Here is a 15,833-nt window from a genome sequence, read left to right as displayed (position 1 = left end):
ATCAGGCTCCTTGGTTTTCAACAGCCAGTTGCTCGACGGCCAGTATTTCCACCTCGAAGGTGACCTGCTGGCCTGCCAGAGGATGGTTGAAATCAACGGTCACCGACTCGCCGGCAACATCACGTACTATGCCGGGTATTTCGGTGCCATTAGGCTGAGTAAAGGCGACGATGGCACCCTCTTCCAGCGTCATGTCGGCCGCAAAACGGCTGCGTTCCATATGATGGATATTATTGGGATTAACCGGCCCAAAAGCATCATCAGGCCCCAGCTCGAAGTGATGGCTGTCGCCCTCGTTCAAGCCCAATAGACAGGCTTCAAAATTCGGCGTCAGACTGCCATCGCCCATTTTCAGCTTGGCCGGCTTACCATGTAATTGAGTGCTGTCGGCTACCGAGCCGTCTGCCAGCTTGATGGTGAAGTGAAACACCACCTCGCTCTGTGGACCTATTTGCTTAGTCATTGGCTTTGTCCTTTTTGACGCTGTCGATGATAATCATGGCGGCGCCAATAAAAATAAAACTATCAGCCAGGTTAAATGCCGGCCAATGCCAGTTGTTGACATAAAAATCCAGAAAATCGACTACATGCCCCAACAGCAGGCGGTCAATCACATTGCCGATAGCACCGCCAATCACCAGCGCATAGGCGGCGGGCAGCCAACGGGCCGCTTTGGGCAACTTGGCCATCCACACGCTCAGCAGCACGGTCACCGCCGTGGCCAGACCGGCAAAAAACCAGCGCTGCCAGCCTCCTTGATCCGCCAGAAAACTGAAGGCGGCCCCCGGATTATAAACGTGCACCAGGTTAAAGAAGGGGGTGATCTCCACCCCAGGATAACCAAAGTCGAGATAGGTCACGGTCAGCCACTTACTCAACTGATCGAGGAAGATGGCCACCAGGGCCAACCACCACCAGCGCAAGCCTGAGTCTCGCAGGGTCGCCATTACGCAAACCGGCGAACTTCGCCGTCTCCCGATACGTTGGTCACACAGCGGCCACACATTCCATCGTGCTCGGGGCTAACATCGGCCACATGGTGCCAGCAGCGGCCGCATTTCTCGGCTTCGCTTTTGGCGACATGAATTTTCAAGCCGGCAAGTTCGGTATCCACTGCATCCTGCGCCTCGGGCAACGGTTTGACCGTCACGCTTGAGGTCAACAACACAAACCGCAGCTCACTACCCAGCTTGCCCAGTATCGCGGCCAGGTGCTCATCAACAAACAAGGTGATGTCAGACTCCAGGGCGCCACCAATCACTTTGTCTTTACGTGCCGACTCCAGTGCCTTGTTCACCGCTTGACGAACGGTGAGCAGCTCGGCCCAGTAGGCATCATTCAAGGTTTCGTCGGCCGCCAGTCCATACAGACCGTCGTAAAACTCTTCGGTGAACACGAACTGGGCACGCTCGCCGGGCAGCAGATTCCAGATTTCATCGGCGGTAAAGCTCATGATCGGCGCCATCCAGCGCACCAGGGCTTCCACTATGTGATACAGGGCGGTCTGACAAGAACGGCGCGCCAGACCATCGGCTTTCGCGGTGTACTGGCGGTCCTTGATCACATCCAGATAGAAAGATCCCATTTCGATGGAGCAGAACTGCATCAGCTTCTGGGTTACCAGGTGGAAGTTGTATTCATCGAAGGCGGTGGTAATGTCTTGCTGAATCGCCTGGGCGCGGCCCACGGCCCAACGGTCAATCAATACCATATCGTCAGGAGCCACCATGTCGGTTTCAGGATTAAAACCGTTCAGGTTAGCCAGCAGGAAACGTGCGGTGTTACGAATGCGGCGATAGGCATCGGCACTGCGCTTGAGAATTTCGTCGGAAACCGTCATCTCGCCCGAGTAATCGGTACTGGTCACCCATAAGCGCAGAATGTCCGCGCCCAGCTTGTTCATCACCTGCTGCGGGCTTACCACGTTGCCGACAGACTTGGACATCTTGCGACCGTCACCGTCCACGGTAAAGCCGTGGGTCAGTACCTGGCGGTAAGGCGCATGACCTTTCATGGTGGTAGCAATCATCAGGGATGACATAAACCAGCCACGGTGCTGATCCGAGCCTTCCAGATACATATCGGCGGGGTGGCCTGCAAATTCGGCGCGAGCGTCCACCACGGAAGAATGCGTAGAACCCGAGTCAAACCATACATCCAGGGTATCCAGCACTTTCTCGTAGCTGTCTGCTTCGGCTCCCAGCAGTTCGGCAGGATCCAGATCCCACCAGGCTTGAATACCAGCTTTTTCTACACGCTTGGCCACTTCTTCCATCAGCTCGGTGGCACGCGGATGCAGCGCCTGGGTTTCTTTATGTACGAACAGAGCTATGGGCACACCCCAGGTACGCTGGCGTGAAATACACCAGTCGGGGCGGTTTTCCACCATGGCTTCAATACGGTTCTGGCCCCACTCGGGCACCCACTGTACCTTCTTGATTTCCGCCAGTGCTTTAGTGCGTAAGCCGGCCTGATCCATGCTGATAAACCACTGCGGCGTGGCACGGAAGATGATGGGCGTCTTGTGGCGCCAGCAATGGGGGTAAGAGTGCATGATGGCCTGATGATGCAACAGGGCGCCACGCTCTTTCAGCACCTCGACCACGGCGTCGTTGGCCTTGAATACATGCTGGCCGGCAAACAGTTCGGTGTCGGGCAGATACACACCGTTGCCACCTACCGGATTGGCCACTTCCAGGCCGTATTGCTGACCGACCACAAAATCTTCCTGACCATGGCCAGGGGCGGTATGCACGGCGCCGGTACCGGATTCGGTGGTGACGTGCTCACCCAGGATCACGGGTACGTCGAAGTCATAAAACGGATGCTGGAAGCGTTTCAGCTCAAGTTTGGCACCGTCGCAGTACCCCAGATTGTGGTAATGATTGATACCGGCGCGGTCCATCACATCTTTAACCAGGTCGGCGGCCAGGATCAGTCGCTCGGGCTGATCTCCTTCCACCTGCACCAGTGCGTAGCTCATCTCGTTATGCAGCGCCACGGCACGGTTGGCAGGCAAGGTCCAGGGCGTGGTGGTCCAAATAACCACAGACACCGGGCCCTGGCCGGTATGACCTGCTGCACAGTCAAACTGGGCGGCCACATCGGCTTCATCCACCGCCTTGAAACGCACATCGATGGCGGGCGAGCGTTTGTCTTCGTATTCCACTTCCGCCTCGGCCAGCGCCGAGCCACAATCGGTACACCAGTGCACCGGCTTGGAACCTTTGTGCAAATGACCGTTGTCGATAATTTTGCCCAAAGAGCGAATGATGTTGGCTTCGGTGCCGAAGTCCATGGTCAGATACGGGTTATCCCAATCGGCCAGCACCCCCAAGCGAATGAAGTCGGTTTTTTGTGCCTCGATTTGGGTATGCGCATAGGCACGGCACGCCTCACGGAATTCGGACGCCGACACCTTGACGCCGGGCTTGCCAACTTTGGCTTCCACTTTCAGCTCGATAGGCAGGCCGTGGCAATCCCAGCCGGGAATGTAGGGAGAGTCGTAACCCAGCAGGCCCTTGGATTTGACGATCACGTCTTTCAGGATTTTGTTAACCGAGTGACCAATGTGAATGCTGCCATTGGCGTAGGGAGGACCATCGTGCAGGATAAACGGCTTTTTCCCCGCTTTGGCCTGACGTACGGCGCCATACAAATCCTGTTCAATCCAGCGTTTCAGCATCTCTGGCTCACGTTGAGCCAGATTACCGCGCATGGGAAATTCCGTTTCGGGCAAATTCAGGGTGTTTTTATAGTCGCTCATGGATCCTACATTCCGTTCGGTTCTGATACCGTCAACCCAAACCAGTGGCGGGCTTTCGCGGCATCGCGTTGAATTTGCTCCTTTAACAGCGCAAAGGAAGCGAATTTTTGTTCGCTCCGCAACTTGTGGCGGAGCTCTACTTCCACCTGTTTGCCGTATATATCACCGGAAAAATCAAACAGATGAACTTCTAACAAGGCCTGGGTGCCATTAACAGTAGGTTTATTGCCCACGTTGGCGACCCCGGGATAACGCTTTCCATCGAGCCACAGCTCGACCGCATACACACCCGATACCGGGCTGACCTGACGTTTCAACGCCACATTGGCGGTGGGAAAGCCAATGGTACGGCCCAGCTTGGCGCCGTGAGCTACCCGACCACACAGGCTATATGGCCGCCCCAGCATGCCTGCCGCATCGAGCAGCCGATCGTTGACCAGGGCATCGCGGATCAGAGTGCTGCTCACCCGCTGACTGTTCATCCGCCAGCTCTGGGTGCTCACAACCTCAAAATCGAAGGCGCGACCGGCACGGGTCAGTAATTCAAAGTCACCGCCCCGATTCTGGCCAAAGCGAAAATCATCACCCACCACCAAAAAGCGCACCCCCAACTTATCCACCAACAGGCCGCGAATAAAATGATCGGGACTTTGCGCAGCAAACTCGGCGTTGAAGCGCACGCATAGCAAACGGTCGATGCCCAGCCGGGCCAGCTGCTGATATTTTTCACGCAGCCGGGTCAGGCGAGCCGGCGCATTGGCACCGGTAAACAGCTCTCTGGGCTGGGGTTCAAAGATCATGACACAGGCCGGAACCTTGAGTCGACGGGCCTGTTCCGTCAGGCGACGCAATACGGCCTGGTGCCCCAGGTGCACCCCATCAAAATTGCCAATGGTCAGCACACAGCCGCGATGCCATGGTTTGATGTTGTGAATGCCGCGAATTAGCTCCATAGACTCCGATACCGGTCTTAGCTGCAAATCGGCGGATTATACCTCAGCCGGCCGCCAGGATCAGCCCCGCTAAGCGGTTTTAAAATGCCGCAACCGTACACCGCTGACAAGTAGCAAGGCACCGTAACACAGGGCAGCGGCCCCAATATAGCCCAGTAAATGCAAAGTACTGGTTAATAACCCCCATTCGGCCCATACCGAAAGAGGCGGCGATAACCACCACAGCAGGGCCGCCATGCCGGTTCCCGCTACGCTTACCTTGGCGGCAAACAGCAAGGTTTGTCGGCTGGGATGATATATGTCACGTCGGCTCAGGCCCCATCCCAGCAAGCCGGCATTCAGAATGCCCGACATCGCCGTCGCCAGTGCCAGCCCCACATAACCGAGCGGAAAAATCAGCACCGCGTTGAATACCATATTGGCCACCATGGCAATAATGCCGAAACGTACCGGCGTTTTCGTGTCCTGGCGCGCATAATACCCGGGTGCCAATACCTTGATCAGCATAAAGGCCTGCAAGCCCACGCCGTAGGCAATCAGGCTTTTGCTGGCCGCCGTGACTTCAATAGCACCAAACTCGCCCCGCATGAACAGCACCCGCAGCATGGGCTCACTCAACACAATCAATCCCAACATGGCCGGAAAGCCCATCAGCAGCACCATACGCACCCCCCAGTCCATGGTGGCGGCAAAACCCTCTTTCGACTTGTCGACATGGCGGCTGGACAGCGCTGGCAGGATCACGGTGGCAATGGCGATACCGAACAGCCCAAGCGGAAACTCCAGCAGGCGATCGGAATAATACAGATAACTGATGGATCCCGTGGCCAGAAACGAGGCCAGCATGGTGTCGAACAGCAGATTGACCTGACTGACCGACACGCCAAACAAAGCTGGTATCATCAAGGTGCGAATTTTTACCACGCCAGGATGATGCCAGGCCCAACGAGGGCGAACCAGCATCCGCAACCGTAACAAGAAAGGAAACTGAAACAGGAACTGCAGCAAGCCCCCCAGAAAAACACCCATCGCCAGGCCCAGCTCGGGCTGTTCCATATTGGGCGACAGCCAGAGTGCGGCGCCAATCAGCGCCAGATTCAGAAATACCGGCGTAAACGACGACACCGCAAACTTGCCAAAGGTATTTAAAATAGCGCCGGACATGGCGGTAAAGCTGATAAACCACAGGTAGGGAAAGGTCACTTTCAACAACAAAGAGGCCAGTTCAAACTTGTAGGCTTCAGGGCCATCGTTCATCCACTCCAAAAACCAGCCCATACCGAACAGCGCGGTCACCACACCAGAGCCGACCATGCCGACGAAGGTGACCACAGTCACTATCATGCCCAGAGTGCCGGATACCGCCGCCAGCAAGTCTTGGGTGTCTTTAAAACTGCGGGTCTGCTTGTATTCGGTCATCACCGGCACAAATGCCTGATTGAAGGCACCTTCGGCAAACAGCCGCCGTAAAAAATTGGGGATCCGGTTGGCAAAAAAGAATACATCGGCCGATGCACCGGCCCCTAACAAGCTGGCGATCACTACATCTCGTACCAGGCCCAGCACCCGGGATATCAGTGTCATGGTGGACACAATCAGGCCTGATCGCAAAAGTGCCTTGCTCAAAATGAAAACCTCGCGTAAGAAAATTGCTGAATGTAGGGGAATGCTGGTAGAATCCGGCCGACAGTTTAACCCTCGGCCCTGTATCTGACCACAGGGCGGTGTTTATTTGCACAAAGCAATTGACAATTTGCGGTGAAAAAGGCATATTCCTCGGCCTTTTATTAACACTCGCTAAGACAGTTTTAGGAGTTTTACCTTGGCTAATATCAAGTCTGCTAAGAAACGCGCGCTTCAATCAGAGAAACGCCGTAAGCACAATGCCAGCCGTCGTTCTATGGTTCGCACTTACGTGAAAAAAGTACTTGCAGCTATCGCTAGCGGCGACAAAGCAAACGCTCAAAAGGCGTTTGACGCTGCACAGCCTCTGCTGGATCGTATGGCCACTAAAGGTCTGATCCACAAGAATAAAGCAGCTCGTCACAAGAGCCGCCTGAACGCGAAGATTAAAGCTCTGTAAGTTAGAGCCTTGATTCAAGCGTCAAAAAAACCGGCTTTATGCCGGTTTTTTATTGCCCAAAGAAAGCGCTTTACGCCCTATATTAGTTTACCGAAGGCTCGGTATTCTTCTTTAACGTACGGCTTATAGCGTAACGCGTTATTTTCGTCTCACTTCTCTTGGCAGTAAAGCTTGTGCAGCAAGGCTATCATTTCTCGTACTTCATCACTTTTCAACGAATAATATACCGTTTGTGCTTCTTTGCGTGTGCGAACCAAATCGTCGTTACGTAACAGTGCCAGATGCTGGGAAAGCGCAGACTGGCTTAATCCCAGATGCTGGTTCATCTCGCCGACCGACAACTCCTTGTCGAGCAAATGGCATAAAATAAATAACCTGCGTTCATTCGCCAGCGCCTTCAGCAGCTTCACTGCCTGAGCCGCACTGGCTTCCATTGCTTCCATGTTCAATTCCATCATGATGTCCACTTTCAGATGATTAACTAAATTCGCCGTCGAAAGTGACGGGGGGTACGCCGCTGGAAAAATCGTCCAATCCTGAAAATAATGAAGTAAAGTCACTTTCACACAACCGCTTAACAGCCGGATGCTGGATCATTCGTTCGGCAAAAATAACGTAATACTCTTCTTTCAGCTCTTCTACCCGACCAATTTCAATTACCGGCTGATATTGCAAAATGGCGTCGCGATAAATCGCCGGCGCCACAAAAATGCCCTGGTTAAAAAAGCCAAATGCCTTCATCAGAGCCGCATCGTCAAATTCGCCCAGTATTTGCGGCTTTAAGCCCTGCACTTCCAGCCAATGTCGTAACTGGCGTCCCATGGCAGTACGTCGCCCAGGAATAAGCAACCGACGTTCTTCCAGACACTCGGGAAAGGGCTTGGTGGGCAGCGGCTCTCGGCAATAAAAACCAATATCGCACTCACCCAGTTTCTTCGACAACAGCCCTGCGTGCTGGGCCGAGTCAACCGGGCAGTCCGAAAGGATCATGTCCAGCTTGTGCTCGCTAAGCTGCTCAAGCAGCATTTCGTGGGTCGACTCGTAACAGCGTAAATGAATGGAGCCGTCGTTGGGGATCACCGACATCAACACTCGACTGGCCAGGCGCTTGGACAAGGCATCGGCCACGCCCACATCGAAGATTAAATGATCTTCCTTGCGATAATGCACTATGTCCAGCATTTCGTAAGACAGGCTGAACATGCGATCGGCATATTTAAATACCAGCCGGCCCAGTTCACTGGCCTCCAGCTGACGTCCCTTGCGTTTGAAGAGCTTGCCCCCCAGGCGTTGTTCTAGCTGACGAATTTGCCCGGTGACGGTTTGTGGCGTCAAAAACAGTGCCTCGGCCGCCTTGGTAACCGAGCCCTTCTTCTGGGTCATCCAAAAGTAATACAGATGATTGTAATTTAGGTGTGACAAAAGCCATCTCCGAAGCGGTGTGGCCCCATCATAATAAAAGCGGCTGGATTTGAATACCCAGCCGCCGGATTAGAGCTGATAACGATGCGACTACAGCTGTAGCGCCGGTTTGACCTGGTGTCGAGGGAGGACACGGTGCAGCAGGGTATAACCCAGGGTGGCCGCCAGGGTAGAACCCAGCAAAATCCCCAGTCGCGACAGGTTGGCGAGATCTTCCTGGCCGGCAAATGCCAGCGAAGAGATAAAAATGGACATGGTAAAGCCAATGCCGCACAGCATGGAGACGGCAAATATCTGACGCATGCACACCCCTGCCGGTAGCTGGGCAACACCCAGTCTCACCGCCACCCAGCAGGTCAGAAAAATGCCCATCGGCTTGCCCAGCAGCAAACCTGCCATGATCCCCATCGGCAAGGCTGATGACAAATCCGCAAGCGAGAGCCCCTGTAGCGACACGCCGGCGTTCACAAACGCAAACAAGGGAAGAATAAAAAAGGCACACCAGGGGTGAAGAAAATGCTCCAGCTCTCTGGATGGGGAAAACTTGCGGCCATACATGGGGATCAGGAAGCCAAGAATTACCCCGGCCAAGGTGGCATGCACTCCCGATTTGAGGACCGCAGCCCAGACTATCCAGCCCAGAATCAGATAAGGTACCAGAGTGTGCACCTGTGCCCGGTTGAGCCAGAACAGGCCACCAATGCCCAATGCCGCGACCGACAAGGCGGGTATCGACAGCCCGTGATTGTAAAACAGTGCGATGATGATGATGGCGCCCAGGTCATCAATAATGGCCAATGCCAGCAGAAACACCTTGAGGCTAAGAGGAACTCTTTTACCCAGCAGGGCCATTACTCCCAGGGCGAAGGCTATATCGGTTGCGGTAGGAATAGCCCAGCCATTCAGATTTACCCCCTCCCCCTGGTTGAAGACCAGAAACCACAAGGCAGGAAACACCATGCCGCCCACCGCTGCCAATGCGGGAAACATGGCTTTTTCTCGACTGGAGAGCGCACCCGAGACCAGCTCGCGCTTGACCTCCAGGCCAATCAACAAAAAGAATACTGCCATCAGACCATCATTGACCCAGTGCGCAAGTGTCTTGTCTAAATCAAGGCTGCTGATACGTAGCTGAATTTGCGTATTGAGCACATTCTGATAAATCTCGGACAAACCGGTATTGGCCATCAGCATGGCAATAATGGCGGCCACTATCAGCAGAATGCCACCGGCAGATTCCATTGCCAGAAACCGTTTTAGTACATAGGTCATATGATAGAGACTCCTTCTCATCAACAATCGACCCTCGAGTGTAATCAGCCGTTCTGGCTCCGAGTAGTCGATTGTTTCTGCCTAATACCTCGATAAAACCGAATCTTAAAATAAAACTATGCGCAATCTTCCGAAACCGGGGTTAAAAACAACACTAAAATATCAATTACGTAACAAATTATATGCTAACTAGATCGCTACGGGGGCTTTAATATGAGGATGAGCCTGATAGTTCTCCAGTACAAAATCCTCAAATGCATAATCAAATAGCGAGGCCGGTTTACGTGCCAGATGCAGTCGTGGCAGAGCAAAGGGCTCACGTGCTAATTGTAGCCGTGCCTGTTCAAGATGGTTGCTGTACAGGTGGACGTCACCACCGGTCCATACAAAATCACCCACTTCCAGCCCTGCCTGCTGGGCCAACATGTGAGTCAGTAGCGCATAGCTGGCAATATTGAAGGGTAGTCCCAGAAAAACATCGCAGCTGCGCTGATAAAGCTGACAAGACAGTTTGCCGTTTACCACATAAAACTGGAACAGTGCATGACAAGGAGCCAGCGCCATCTGCTCGAGCTCACCCACGTTCCAGGCCGATACAATAATACGGCGACTATCGGGGTTGGTTTTAATGGTCTCTAGCGCCTGGCTTATTTGGTCGATAGTGGTGCCATCAGCGCCCTGCCAGCTACGCCATTGATGACCATAAACCGGGCCCAGATCGCCGTTATCGTCGGCCCATTCGTCCCAGATCCGCACCCCGTGCTGCTTTAAATAGCCGATATTGGTATCGCCATTTAAAAACCACAACAGCTCGTGAATAATCGATTTCAAGTGGCACTTCTTCGTGGTGATCAGCGGAAAACCTTCAGCCAGATCAAAGCGCATCTGATGGCCAAATACCGACAGGGTACCGGTGCCGGTTCTGTCTTCTTTGACTGCGCCTTTATCCAGTATGTGCTGCATCAGTTCCAGATAGGCTTTCATGCTGTTTTTTCTCCATTGCCAAACAATTGAGGGCGAGCATAGGCGGCCCAGATCATCAATGCGCCTGCCAGCATCATCGGCATAGACAAGAGCTGCCCCATGCTGAACAGGTCGAGATAGAGGCCGAGCTGCGCGTCCGGCTCCCGTACAAATTCCACCATGAAACGAAACAGGCCATAACACAGCAGGAATAAACCGGATACCACGCCCCTCGGTGGACGGGCACGCCAGGCCAGGTTCAGAATGATCAACAAGGCGACCCCTTCCAGGGCAAACTGATACAGCTGGGAAGGATGTCGCGGCAGCATGCCCGCCGCCGGAAAAATAATCCCCCAGGGCACATCGGTAACCCGGCCCCAGAGTTCACCATTGATAAAGTTGCCGATGCGTCCGGCGCCCAGACCAAAGGGGATCAGCGGGGCAATAAAATCGGAGACCGCAAAAAACGTCTTACCCTGTTTGCGGGCATACAACCACAATGCGGTAATGACCCCGATCAGGCCGCCATGAAACGACATGCCGCCGGTCCAGATTTTGATGAGATAGACAGGATCGTCAAGAAAAGCATCAAATTGATAGAAGAATACGTAACCAAGGCGGCCGCCGACAATCACGCCCAGAAAGCCGTAGAACAACACATCGGACACCTGATCCCGGGTCCAGTTGGAATCTGGTTGCGCCGCGCGACGATTCGCCATCAACCAGGCAAAAATAAAGCCCAGCAAATACATCAAACCATACCAGTGCACCGCAAGCGGCCCGATTTGTATGGCGATGGGGTCGAAACCAGGGAACACCCAGTGGCTCTCAGACATGTATTATCCTCATCAGCAGCAAAAGTGGGTATTGTGCAATTTGACAGGAATAAATACCAGACTTAACCCATTTACGGCATCGCCAGGCTAGAGTGCCAAGCCGTAAACCGGCCTACCATTACTCGCTAATGATCAACGCAGCAGACGAAACGGAAGATTAACGTGGGCCACGCAGCAGACCACCCAGGCCACGCTCTTCAAGATAGCGACCGAACAGGTCTTTGATGATGCCCACCTGTTGCTGATTAAGCACTTCCTGCAACAGTTTCTGCAGCTCATCAAAACGAGACTGCCGTACTATGTACTTGATACGCATGATATTGCTGTTATTCATGCTGAAGCGGCGATAGCCCATGGCCAGCAACACCAATACGCCGATAGGGTCACCGGCCAGCTCTCCGCAAATGGATACCGGCTTGCCATAACGCTCGGCTTCGTCAAAAATTTGCTGCAAAGCGCGTAACACCGCAGGATGAAAGGCATCGTAAATATTGGCCACCCGACCGTTATTACGATCCACCGCCAGCAGATACTGGGTCAGATCATTGGTGCCAACCGACCAGAAATCCACCAGTGGCGCCAGATCCGGGAGCAGATATAACAAAGAAGGTACTTCTATCATCACCCCCAGACTGGGATAACGAATTTCTCCTTTTTGTTCGGCTGTTTCGTCTGACACTTCTCGCCAGGCCCGATCCAGCATGCGCCGCGCCACTCGTACTTCGTCCAGGTTGGTCACCATGGGCAACATGATCGACAGATTATCCAGGCCCTGACTGGCGCGCAGCATCGCCTTTAACTGCACCAGAAAAATTTCCGGATGATCGAGGGTCAGACGAATGCCGCGCCAGCCAAGAAAGGGGTTTTCTTCAACAATGGGGAAGTATGGCAGCTGCTTGTCACCGCCCACATCCAGGGTGCGCATGCACACCGACTTGCCCACATAACTGGCCATCACCCGGCGGTAGCCGATCACCTGCTCCTGCTCAGACGGAAAGCGGTCACGCATCATGAATGGAATTTCGGTCCGAAACAGCCCTATGCCGTCCACCGTATCGTTGCTACTCACATCGCTGTCGGCACTCAGGCCGGCATTGAGCAGCAGCGACACCGGCATGCCATCCAGGGTGATGGCTTTTTCCAGCCGGGTGGAGGCAAACAGCTCGTCCATTTGCTCTTCCTGGGCGATCAGTCTGCGATATTCCCGCAATACCGATGGCACAGGTTCAACCAGTAGATCCCCGTTATAGCCATCGACGATCAGGGTTCTGTCTTCCAGCAATTCAAAAGTATGATCAATGCCCATGACCGCCGGAATCCCCATGGAACGGGCCAGAATGGCGGCGTGTGAGTTGATCGAGCCCTTGGCCGAGACGATGCCCTTTAACTTGTTTGGCGGGATCTCTGCAATCAGGGTGGCACTGATTTCGTCAGCCACCAGAATAATCGGTTTATCCAGAGACAGGGTCAACATGCCCTCGTCTTCGTGGATCAGCCGGGTCAGCAACCGTTGCCCCAGATCACGAATGTCCGCCGCCCGCTCGCGCAGATAAGGATCCGTCATTCCGCCAAACTGGGAAATTTGCTGCTCGCATACCCGTTTTACCGCACTGCCGGCAATCCAGCCCTGATCAATTTCTGCCCGGATCAGGCTGATGAACATAGGATCTTTAAGAATGTACTGATACACCTCGAAGACCGCCACCGACTCACTCGACTGAGACTCCTGAAAACGCAGCGCCATGCCATTCAGCTCGTCTTCGACCTGTATCAGTACCTTGTTTAACCGGGCATGCTGCAGCTGTGCATCGTCCGATTTACGCGCCTTTACCTGATCAAAGGTGACTCTGGGGCGCCATACCCAGGCGCGGCCTATTGCCACCCCGGGAGAGCCTGCCAGACCCCGCAATACCCCATGCCAGTTGGGTGACAGCAAGTTGCCTTTTGCTTCTGCATGAGCAATCACGGTCGCCAGCTGAGAGGCCAGGGTCACCAGAAAAGATTCTTCCCCTTCTTCAAACAGCCGCTCCTGCTTCTGCTGAACCACCAATACACCCAGGGTTGTGCGCTGGTGAATAATGGGGGCCCCCAGAAAAGAGATGAAGGCGTCTTCTCGTGCTTCGGGAAGGTACTTGAATTTGGGATGAGAGCGGGCATCGGCCAGGTTTATCAGCTCTTCCTTATCGCCGATAAGACCGACAATGCCTTCGCCGAGCGGAATTTTAGCACGTCCGACGGCGCTGGCAGCCAAGCCATCGGTGGCCGCCAGCAGATAATTCTGCTTGTGGGGCTGACGCAAATAAATAGAGCAGCAGTCCACCTGCATGGCATGGCGAGTTTGGCGCACCAATTCATTCATGGCGTCATTAAGGTCAGAGCTGGCCGTTACCTGTTGAACGATTTCCCGCAATTCCTTTAACACTGCCGCCTACTCCTTAAATACTGATATGCGCCAAACGTACGGCTCGCTTTTATCGGTGCCGTTTTCGGCCGTCTCGTCGGCCCTGTTCTGCCATTACAATGGGGGCAAACTCCTTCAATACCCGTCGGTAGACTTCGCGCTTGAAAGAAACCACCTGCCGCACCGGGTACCAGTAACTGACCCAGCGCCAATCATCGAATTCGGGCTGCCCATGACAGCCAAACTCAATATGTGCTTCGTCTTCAGATTCCAGTCGCAACAAAAACCACTTCTGCTTCTGGCCAATGCATACAGGATTGCTGTCCCAGCGCACCAGGCGCTTGGGCAGCTTGTATTTTAGCCAGTGACGAGTCACCGCCAGCAAGGTCACATGCTCGGGCCTGAGCCCGATTTCCTCATACAATTCTCGGTACATGGACTGTTCCGGCGTTTCGCCGTCGTCTACTCCCCCCTGGGGGAATTGCCAAGAATGTTGCCCGTAGCGTCTGGCCCATAACACCTGGCCTTTGCGACTGCAGAGCACTATGCCTACATTGGGACGAAAGCCGTCACCATCTATCACGCAATCACCAGACTAAAAAAATAACATAGAAAGGATTGTTCCATATTCCCCTATTCCCGGCAAATGATGCTGTAAACCTGGGGGCGTTACAGCAACGTTGAATAACTTGTGTTTTTGTCAATAGTTATAAACAGAAAAGAATCTCTACCGATCCGCTTTCCCCCAAATTGTGTGGATAAGCTTGTGATAAAGGCTGTATAGCTTGCGATCTTATCTTATAACGGCTGCTGATAACACAGGAAAACACGTTAAAAATCAAAAATACAACTCTTTAAAATCAACAACTTAATTCAACAAAAAAGGATCTTGCTGGATCTTTTCACAGCCCACACAAAAATGCCTTCATTGTTAGCAAGTTTCACTGTACAAAAAACAACCACAAGTAAGTTATCCACAATCACCCTATAAACAAAGTGGCAGCAGCAACAAAAAAATGCAATTTATTGCTATTCATACTCGGTTAAAATAGTAAAATTGTTGTTGTCAGCGGTTATCCAGAATTTCTGTGGATAAACTGGTATAGCAAGCTGTTTATAGATCGGGCAAAGCAGTACATGGCCTAGCATCTGGGCCTGCGACAATAAGTTAATCTATAAGTATCTTTAAATCATTAGCTTACATAAACAGCTGATTCGATAGTCAATTTTTCATGGAGGTTGGGTATTGTGAACAAGTACGCTAAACGACCCGCTTCCATCCCCAGCTTGCTGAACAATGCCGAACAGCTGGCCGGCTTGTCTTTGAGGGAGTTGGCAGAGATGCAGGCGATAGCCACGCCACCAAATCTGCGAAGGGACAAAGGCTGGATTGGTCAGCTGCTGGAGCAGGCATTAGGTGCCAGTGCCGGATCCAAGCCAGAGCAGGATTTTCCCGAACTGGGTGTAGAGCTGAAAACGATCCCGGTAGACAGCCGGGGCAAGCCACTGGAAACCACCTTTGTAAGTGTGGCACCGCTCACCGGGATCAGCGGCCTGCGCTGGCAGGACTCAAATGTACGCAACAAGCTGTCCTGCGTGTTGTGGATCCCCATTATTGGCGAGCGTAGCCTGGCGCCGGGTAACAGAATGATTGGCCAGCCTTTATTATGGCAGCCCAGTACAGAGCAAGAACACCTGTTACGCCAGGACTGGGAAGAGATCATGGAATTGATAAGCTTGGGCCAGGTACAGAATATCAGCGCACGACACGGCCAGGTATTGCAGCTAAGACCCAAGGCCGCCAACAGTCGTGCTCTGACCGAAGCCATTGGCGACCAGGGTCAGGCAATTATGACGCTGCCCCGGGGTTTTTACCTGAAAACACAATTTACCGCCGCCCTGCTGGCCCGGCATTTCATGCTTTAGACTTAGAACAAATAGATTAAATAACTGATCTATTTGGTTGTTCTACAAAAGGTCGGACAAAGTGCCCGCTCCCCCGACTCGCCGTAAATACGGTCCCTGTAGGCTCAGCCGCGCCATCCTTGGCGCGGATGGTCGGCTGAGCAGACACCCTCTGCCTTCCCATTGGCAGCACAGTGGTCTGTCAATATTACCGGCCGACAGCTCAGAGGCT

14 protein-coding genes are annotated in these 15,833 nt (G+C 53.4%); 2 read left to right on the top strand and 12 right to left on the bottom strand.

The genetic code is table 11. The features are described 5' to 3' along the window. Window position 1: 1 nt before the first annotated feature. From fkpB to murJ, 5 genes are all read right to left on the bottom strand, one after another. The gene (gene fkpB, locus IEW52_RS03270; protein WP_188628636.1) at window positions 2–463 is read right to left on the bottom strand and encodes an FKBP-type peptidyl-prolyl cis-trans isomerase; all 462 of its coding nucleotides are present in this window, start codon (window positions 461–463) and stop codon (window positions 2–4) included. After that, window positions 456–947: a signal peptidase II gene (lspA, locus tag IEW52_RS03265; protein ID WP_188628635.1), complete on the bottom strand. Its 492-nt coding sequence runs from the start codon at window positions 945–947 to the stop codon at window positions 456–458. The genes fkpB and lspA overlap by 8 nt, the downstream gene beginning before the upstream one ends. Next, a complete protein-coding gene (gene ileS / locus IEW52_RS03260) occupies window positions 947–3,766 on the bottom strand; it encodes an isoleucine--tRNA ligase (RefSeq protein ID WP_188628634.1) in 2,820 nt (939 codons plus the stop codon). Before ileS ends, lspA begins: the two co-directional genes overlap by 1 nt. 5 nt (window positions 3,767–3,771) lie before the next feature. Further along, a complete protein-coding gene (ribF, locus tag IEW52_RS03255) occupies window positions 3,772–4,719 on the bottom strand; it encodes a bifunctional riboflavin kinase/FAD synthetase (RefSeq protein ID WP_188628633.1) in 948 nt (315 codons plus the stop codon). A 69-nt stretch (window positions 4,720–4,788) separates the two neighbouring features. After that, a complete protein-coding gene (gene murJ / locus IEW52_RS03250; RefSeq protein ID WP_188628632.1) occupies window positions 4,789–6,345 on the bottom strand; it encodes a murein biosynthesis integral membrane protein MurJ in 1,557 nt (518 codons plus the stop codon). A 196-nt stretch (window positions 6,346–6,541) separates the two neighbouring features. Here murJ and rpsT point away from each other — a divergent pair, with 196 nt between their 5' ends. Further along, a complete protein-coding gene (rpsT, locus tag IEW52_RS03245) occupies window positions 6,542–6,802 on the top strand; it encodes a 30S ribosomal protein S20 (protein WP_188628631.1) in 261 nt (86 codons plus the stop codon). Between the two features lie 149 nt (window positions 6,803–6,951). Here the strand turns inward: rpsT and IEW52_RS03240 are convergent, their stop codons facing one another. The 7 genes from IEW52_RS03240 to rppH all read right to left on the bottom strand — a co-directional run bounded on the left by IEW52_RS03240 (window position 6,952) and on the right by rppH (window position 14,279). Beyond that, the gene (locus IEW52_RS03240; RefSeq protein ID WP_188628667.1) at window positions 6,952–7,251 is read right to left on the bottom strand and encodes an ArsR/SmtB family transcription factor; all 300 of its coding nucleotides are present in this window, start codon (window positions 7,249–7,251) and stop codon (window positions 6,952–6,954) included. A gap of 28 nt (window positions 7,252–7,279) precedes the next feature. Beyond that, window positions 7,280–8,224: a transcriptional activator NhaR gene (nhaR, locus tag IEW52_RS03235; protein ID WP_188628630.1), complete on the bottom strand. Its 945-nt coding sequence runs from the start codon at window positions 8,222–8,224 to the stop codon at window positions 7,280–7,282. 90 nt (window positions 8,225–8,314) lie between these two features. Then, complete coding sequence (gene nhaA / locus IEW52_RS03230; RefSeq protein ID WP_188628629.1) at window positions 8,315–9,496, bottom strand: Na+/H+ antiporter NhaA; 1,182 nt, start codon at window positions 9,494–9,496, stop codon at window positions 8,315–8,317. 189 nt (window positions 9,497–9,685) lie between these two features. Then, on the bottom strand, window positions 9,686–10,480 hold the full coding sequence (thyA, locus tag IEW52_RS03225) for a thymidylate synthase (RefSeq protein ID WP_188628628.1): 795 nt from the start codon (window positions 10,478–10,480) through the stop codon (window positions 9,686–9,688). Further along, the gene (lgt, locus tag IEW52_RS03220) at window positions 10,477–11,295 is read right to left on the bottom strand and encodes a prolipoprotein diacylglyceryl transferase (protein ID WP_188628627.1); all 819 of its coding nucleotides are present in this window, start codon (window positions 11,293–11,295) and stop codon (window positions 10,477–10,479) included. Before lgt ends, thyA begins: the two co-directional genes overlap by 4 nt. A 157-nt stretch (window positions 11,296–11,452) precedes the next feature. Next, window positions 11,453–13,717 carry a phosphoenolpyruvate--protein phosphotransferase gene (gene ptsP / locus IEW52_RS03215; RefSeq protein WP_188628626.1) on the bottom strand — a complete coding sequence of 755 codons (2,265 nt, stop codon included), beginning with the start codon at window positions 13,715–13,717 and terminating at the stop codon, window positions 11,453–11,455. 49 nt (window positions 13,718–13,766) lie between these two features. Continuing rightward, window positions 13,767–14,279: an RNA pyrophosphohydrolase gene (gene rppH, locus IEW52_RS03210; RefSeq protein WP_188628625.1), complete on the bottom strand. Its 513-nt coding sequence runs from the start codon at window positions 14,277–14,279 to the stop codon at window positions 13,767–13,769. A 665-nt stretch (window positions 14,280–14,944) separates the two neighbouring features. On the opposite strand from rppH, the gene mutH reads away from it, so the two are divergent. Next, window positions 14,945–15,622, top strand: a complete 678-nt coding sequence (mutH, locus tag IEW52_RS03205; RefSeq protein WP_229667767.1) for a DNA mismatch repair endonuclease MutH — start codon at window positions 14,945–14,947, stop codon at window positions 15,620–15,622. Window positions 15,623–15,833 lie beyond the last annotated feature (211 nt).

The sequence above is a fragment of the Oceanisphaera marina genome (assembly GCF_014643915.1).
GTDB classification, from domain to species: domain Bacteria; phylum Pseudomonadota; class Gammaproteobacteria; order Enterobacterales; family Aeromonadaceae; genus Oceanimonas; species Oceanimonas marina.
This window is presented reverse-complemented; position numbering and strand designations above follow the sequence as displayed.

What these genes read in the sequence shown, in the direction of transcription:
- fkpB (WP_188628636.1), bottom strand. Translation starts at nt 463, where the DNA reads ATGACTAAGCAAATAGGTCCACAGAGCGAGGTGGTGTTTCACTTCACC.
- nhaA (WP_188628629.1), bottom strand. Translation starts at nt 9,496, where the DNA reads ATGACCTATGTACTAAAACGGTTTCTGGCAATGGAATCTGCCGGTGGC.
- ileS (WP_188628634.1), bottom strand. Translation starts at nt 3,766, where the DNA reads ATGAGCGACTATAAAAACACCCTGAATTTGCCCGAAACGGAATTTCCC.
- ribF (WP_188628633.1), bottom strand. Translation starts at nt 4,719, where the DNA reads ATGGAGCTAATTCGCGGCATTCACAACATCAAACCATGGCATCGCGGC.
- lgt (WP_188628627.1), bottom strand. Translation starts at nt 11,295, where the DNA reads ATGTCTGAGAGCCACTGGGTGTTCCCTGGTTTCGACCCCATCGCCATA.
- lspA (WP_188628635.1), bottom strand. Translation starts at nt 947, where the DNA reads ATGGCGACCCTGCGAGACTCAGGCTTGCGCTGGTGGTGGTTGGCCCTG.
- thyA (WP_188628628.1), bottom strand. Translation starts at nt 10,480, where the DNA reads ATGAAAGCCTATCTGGAACTGATGCAGCACATACTGGATAAAGGCGCA.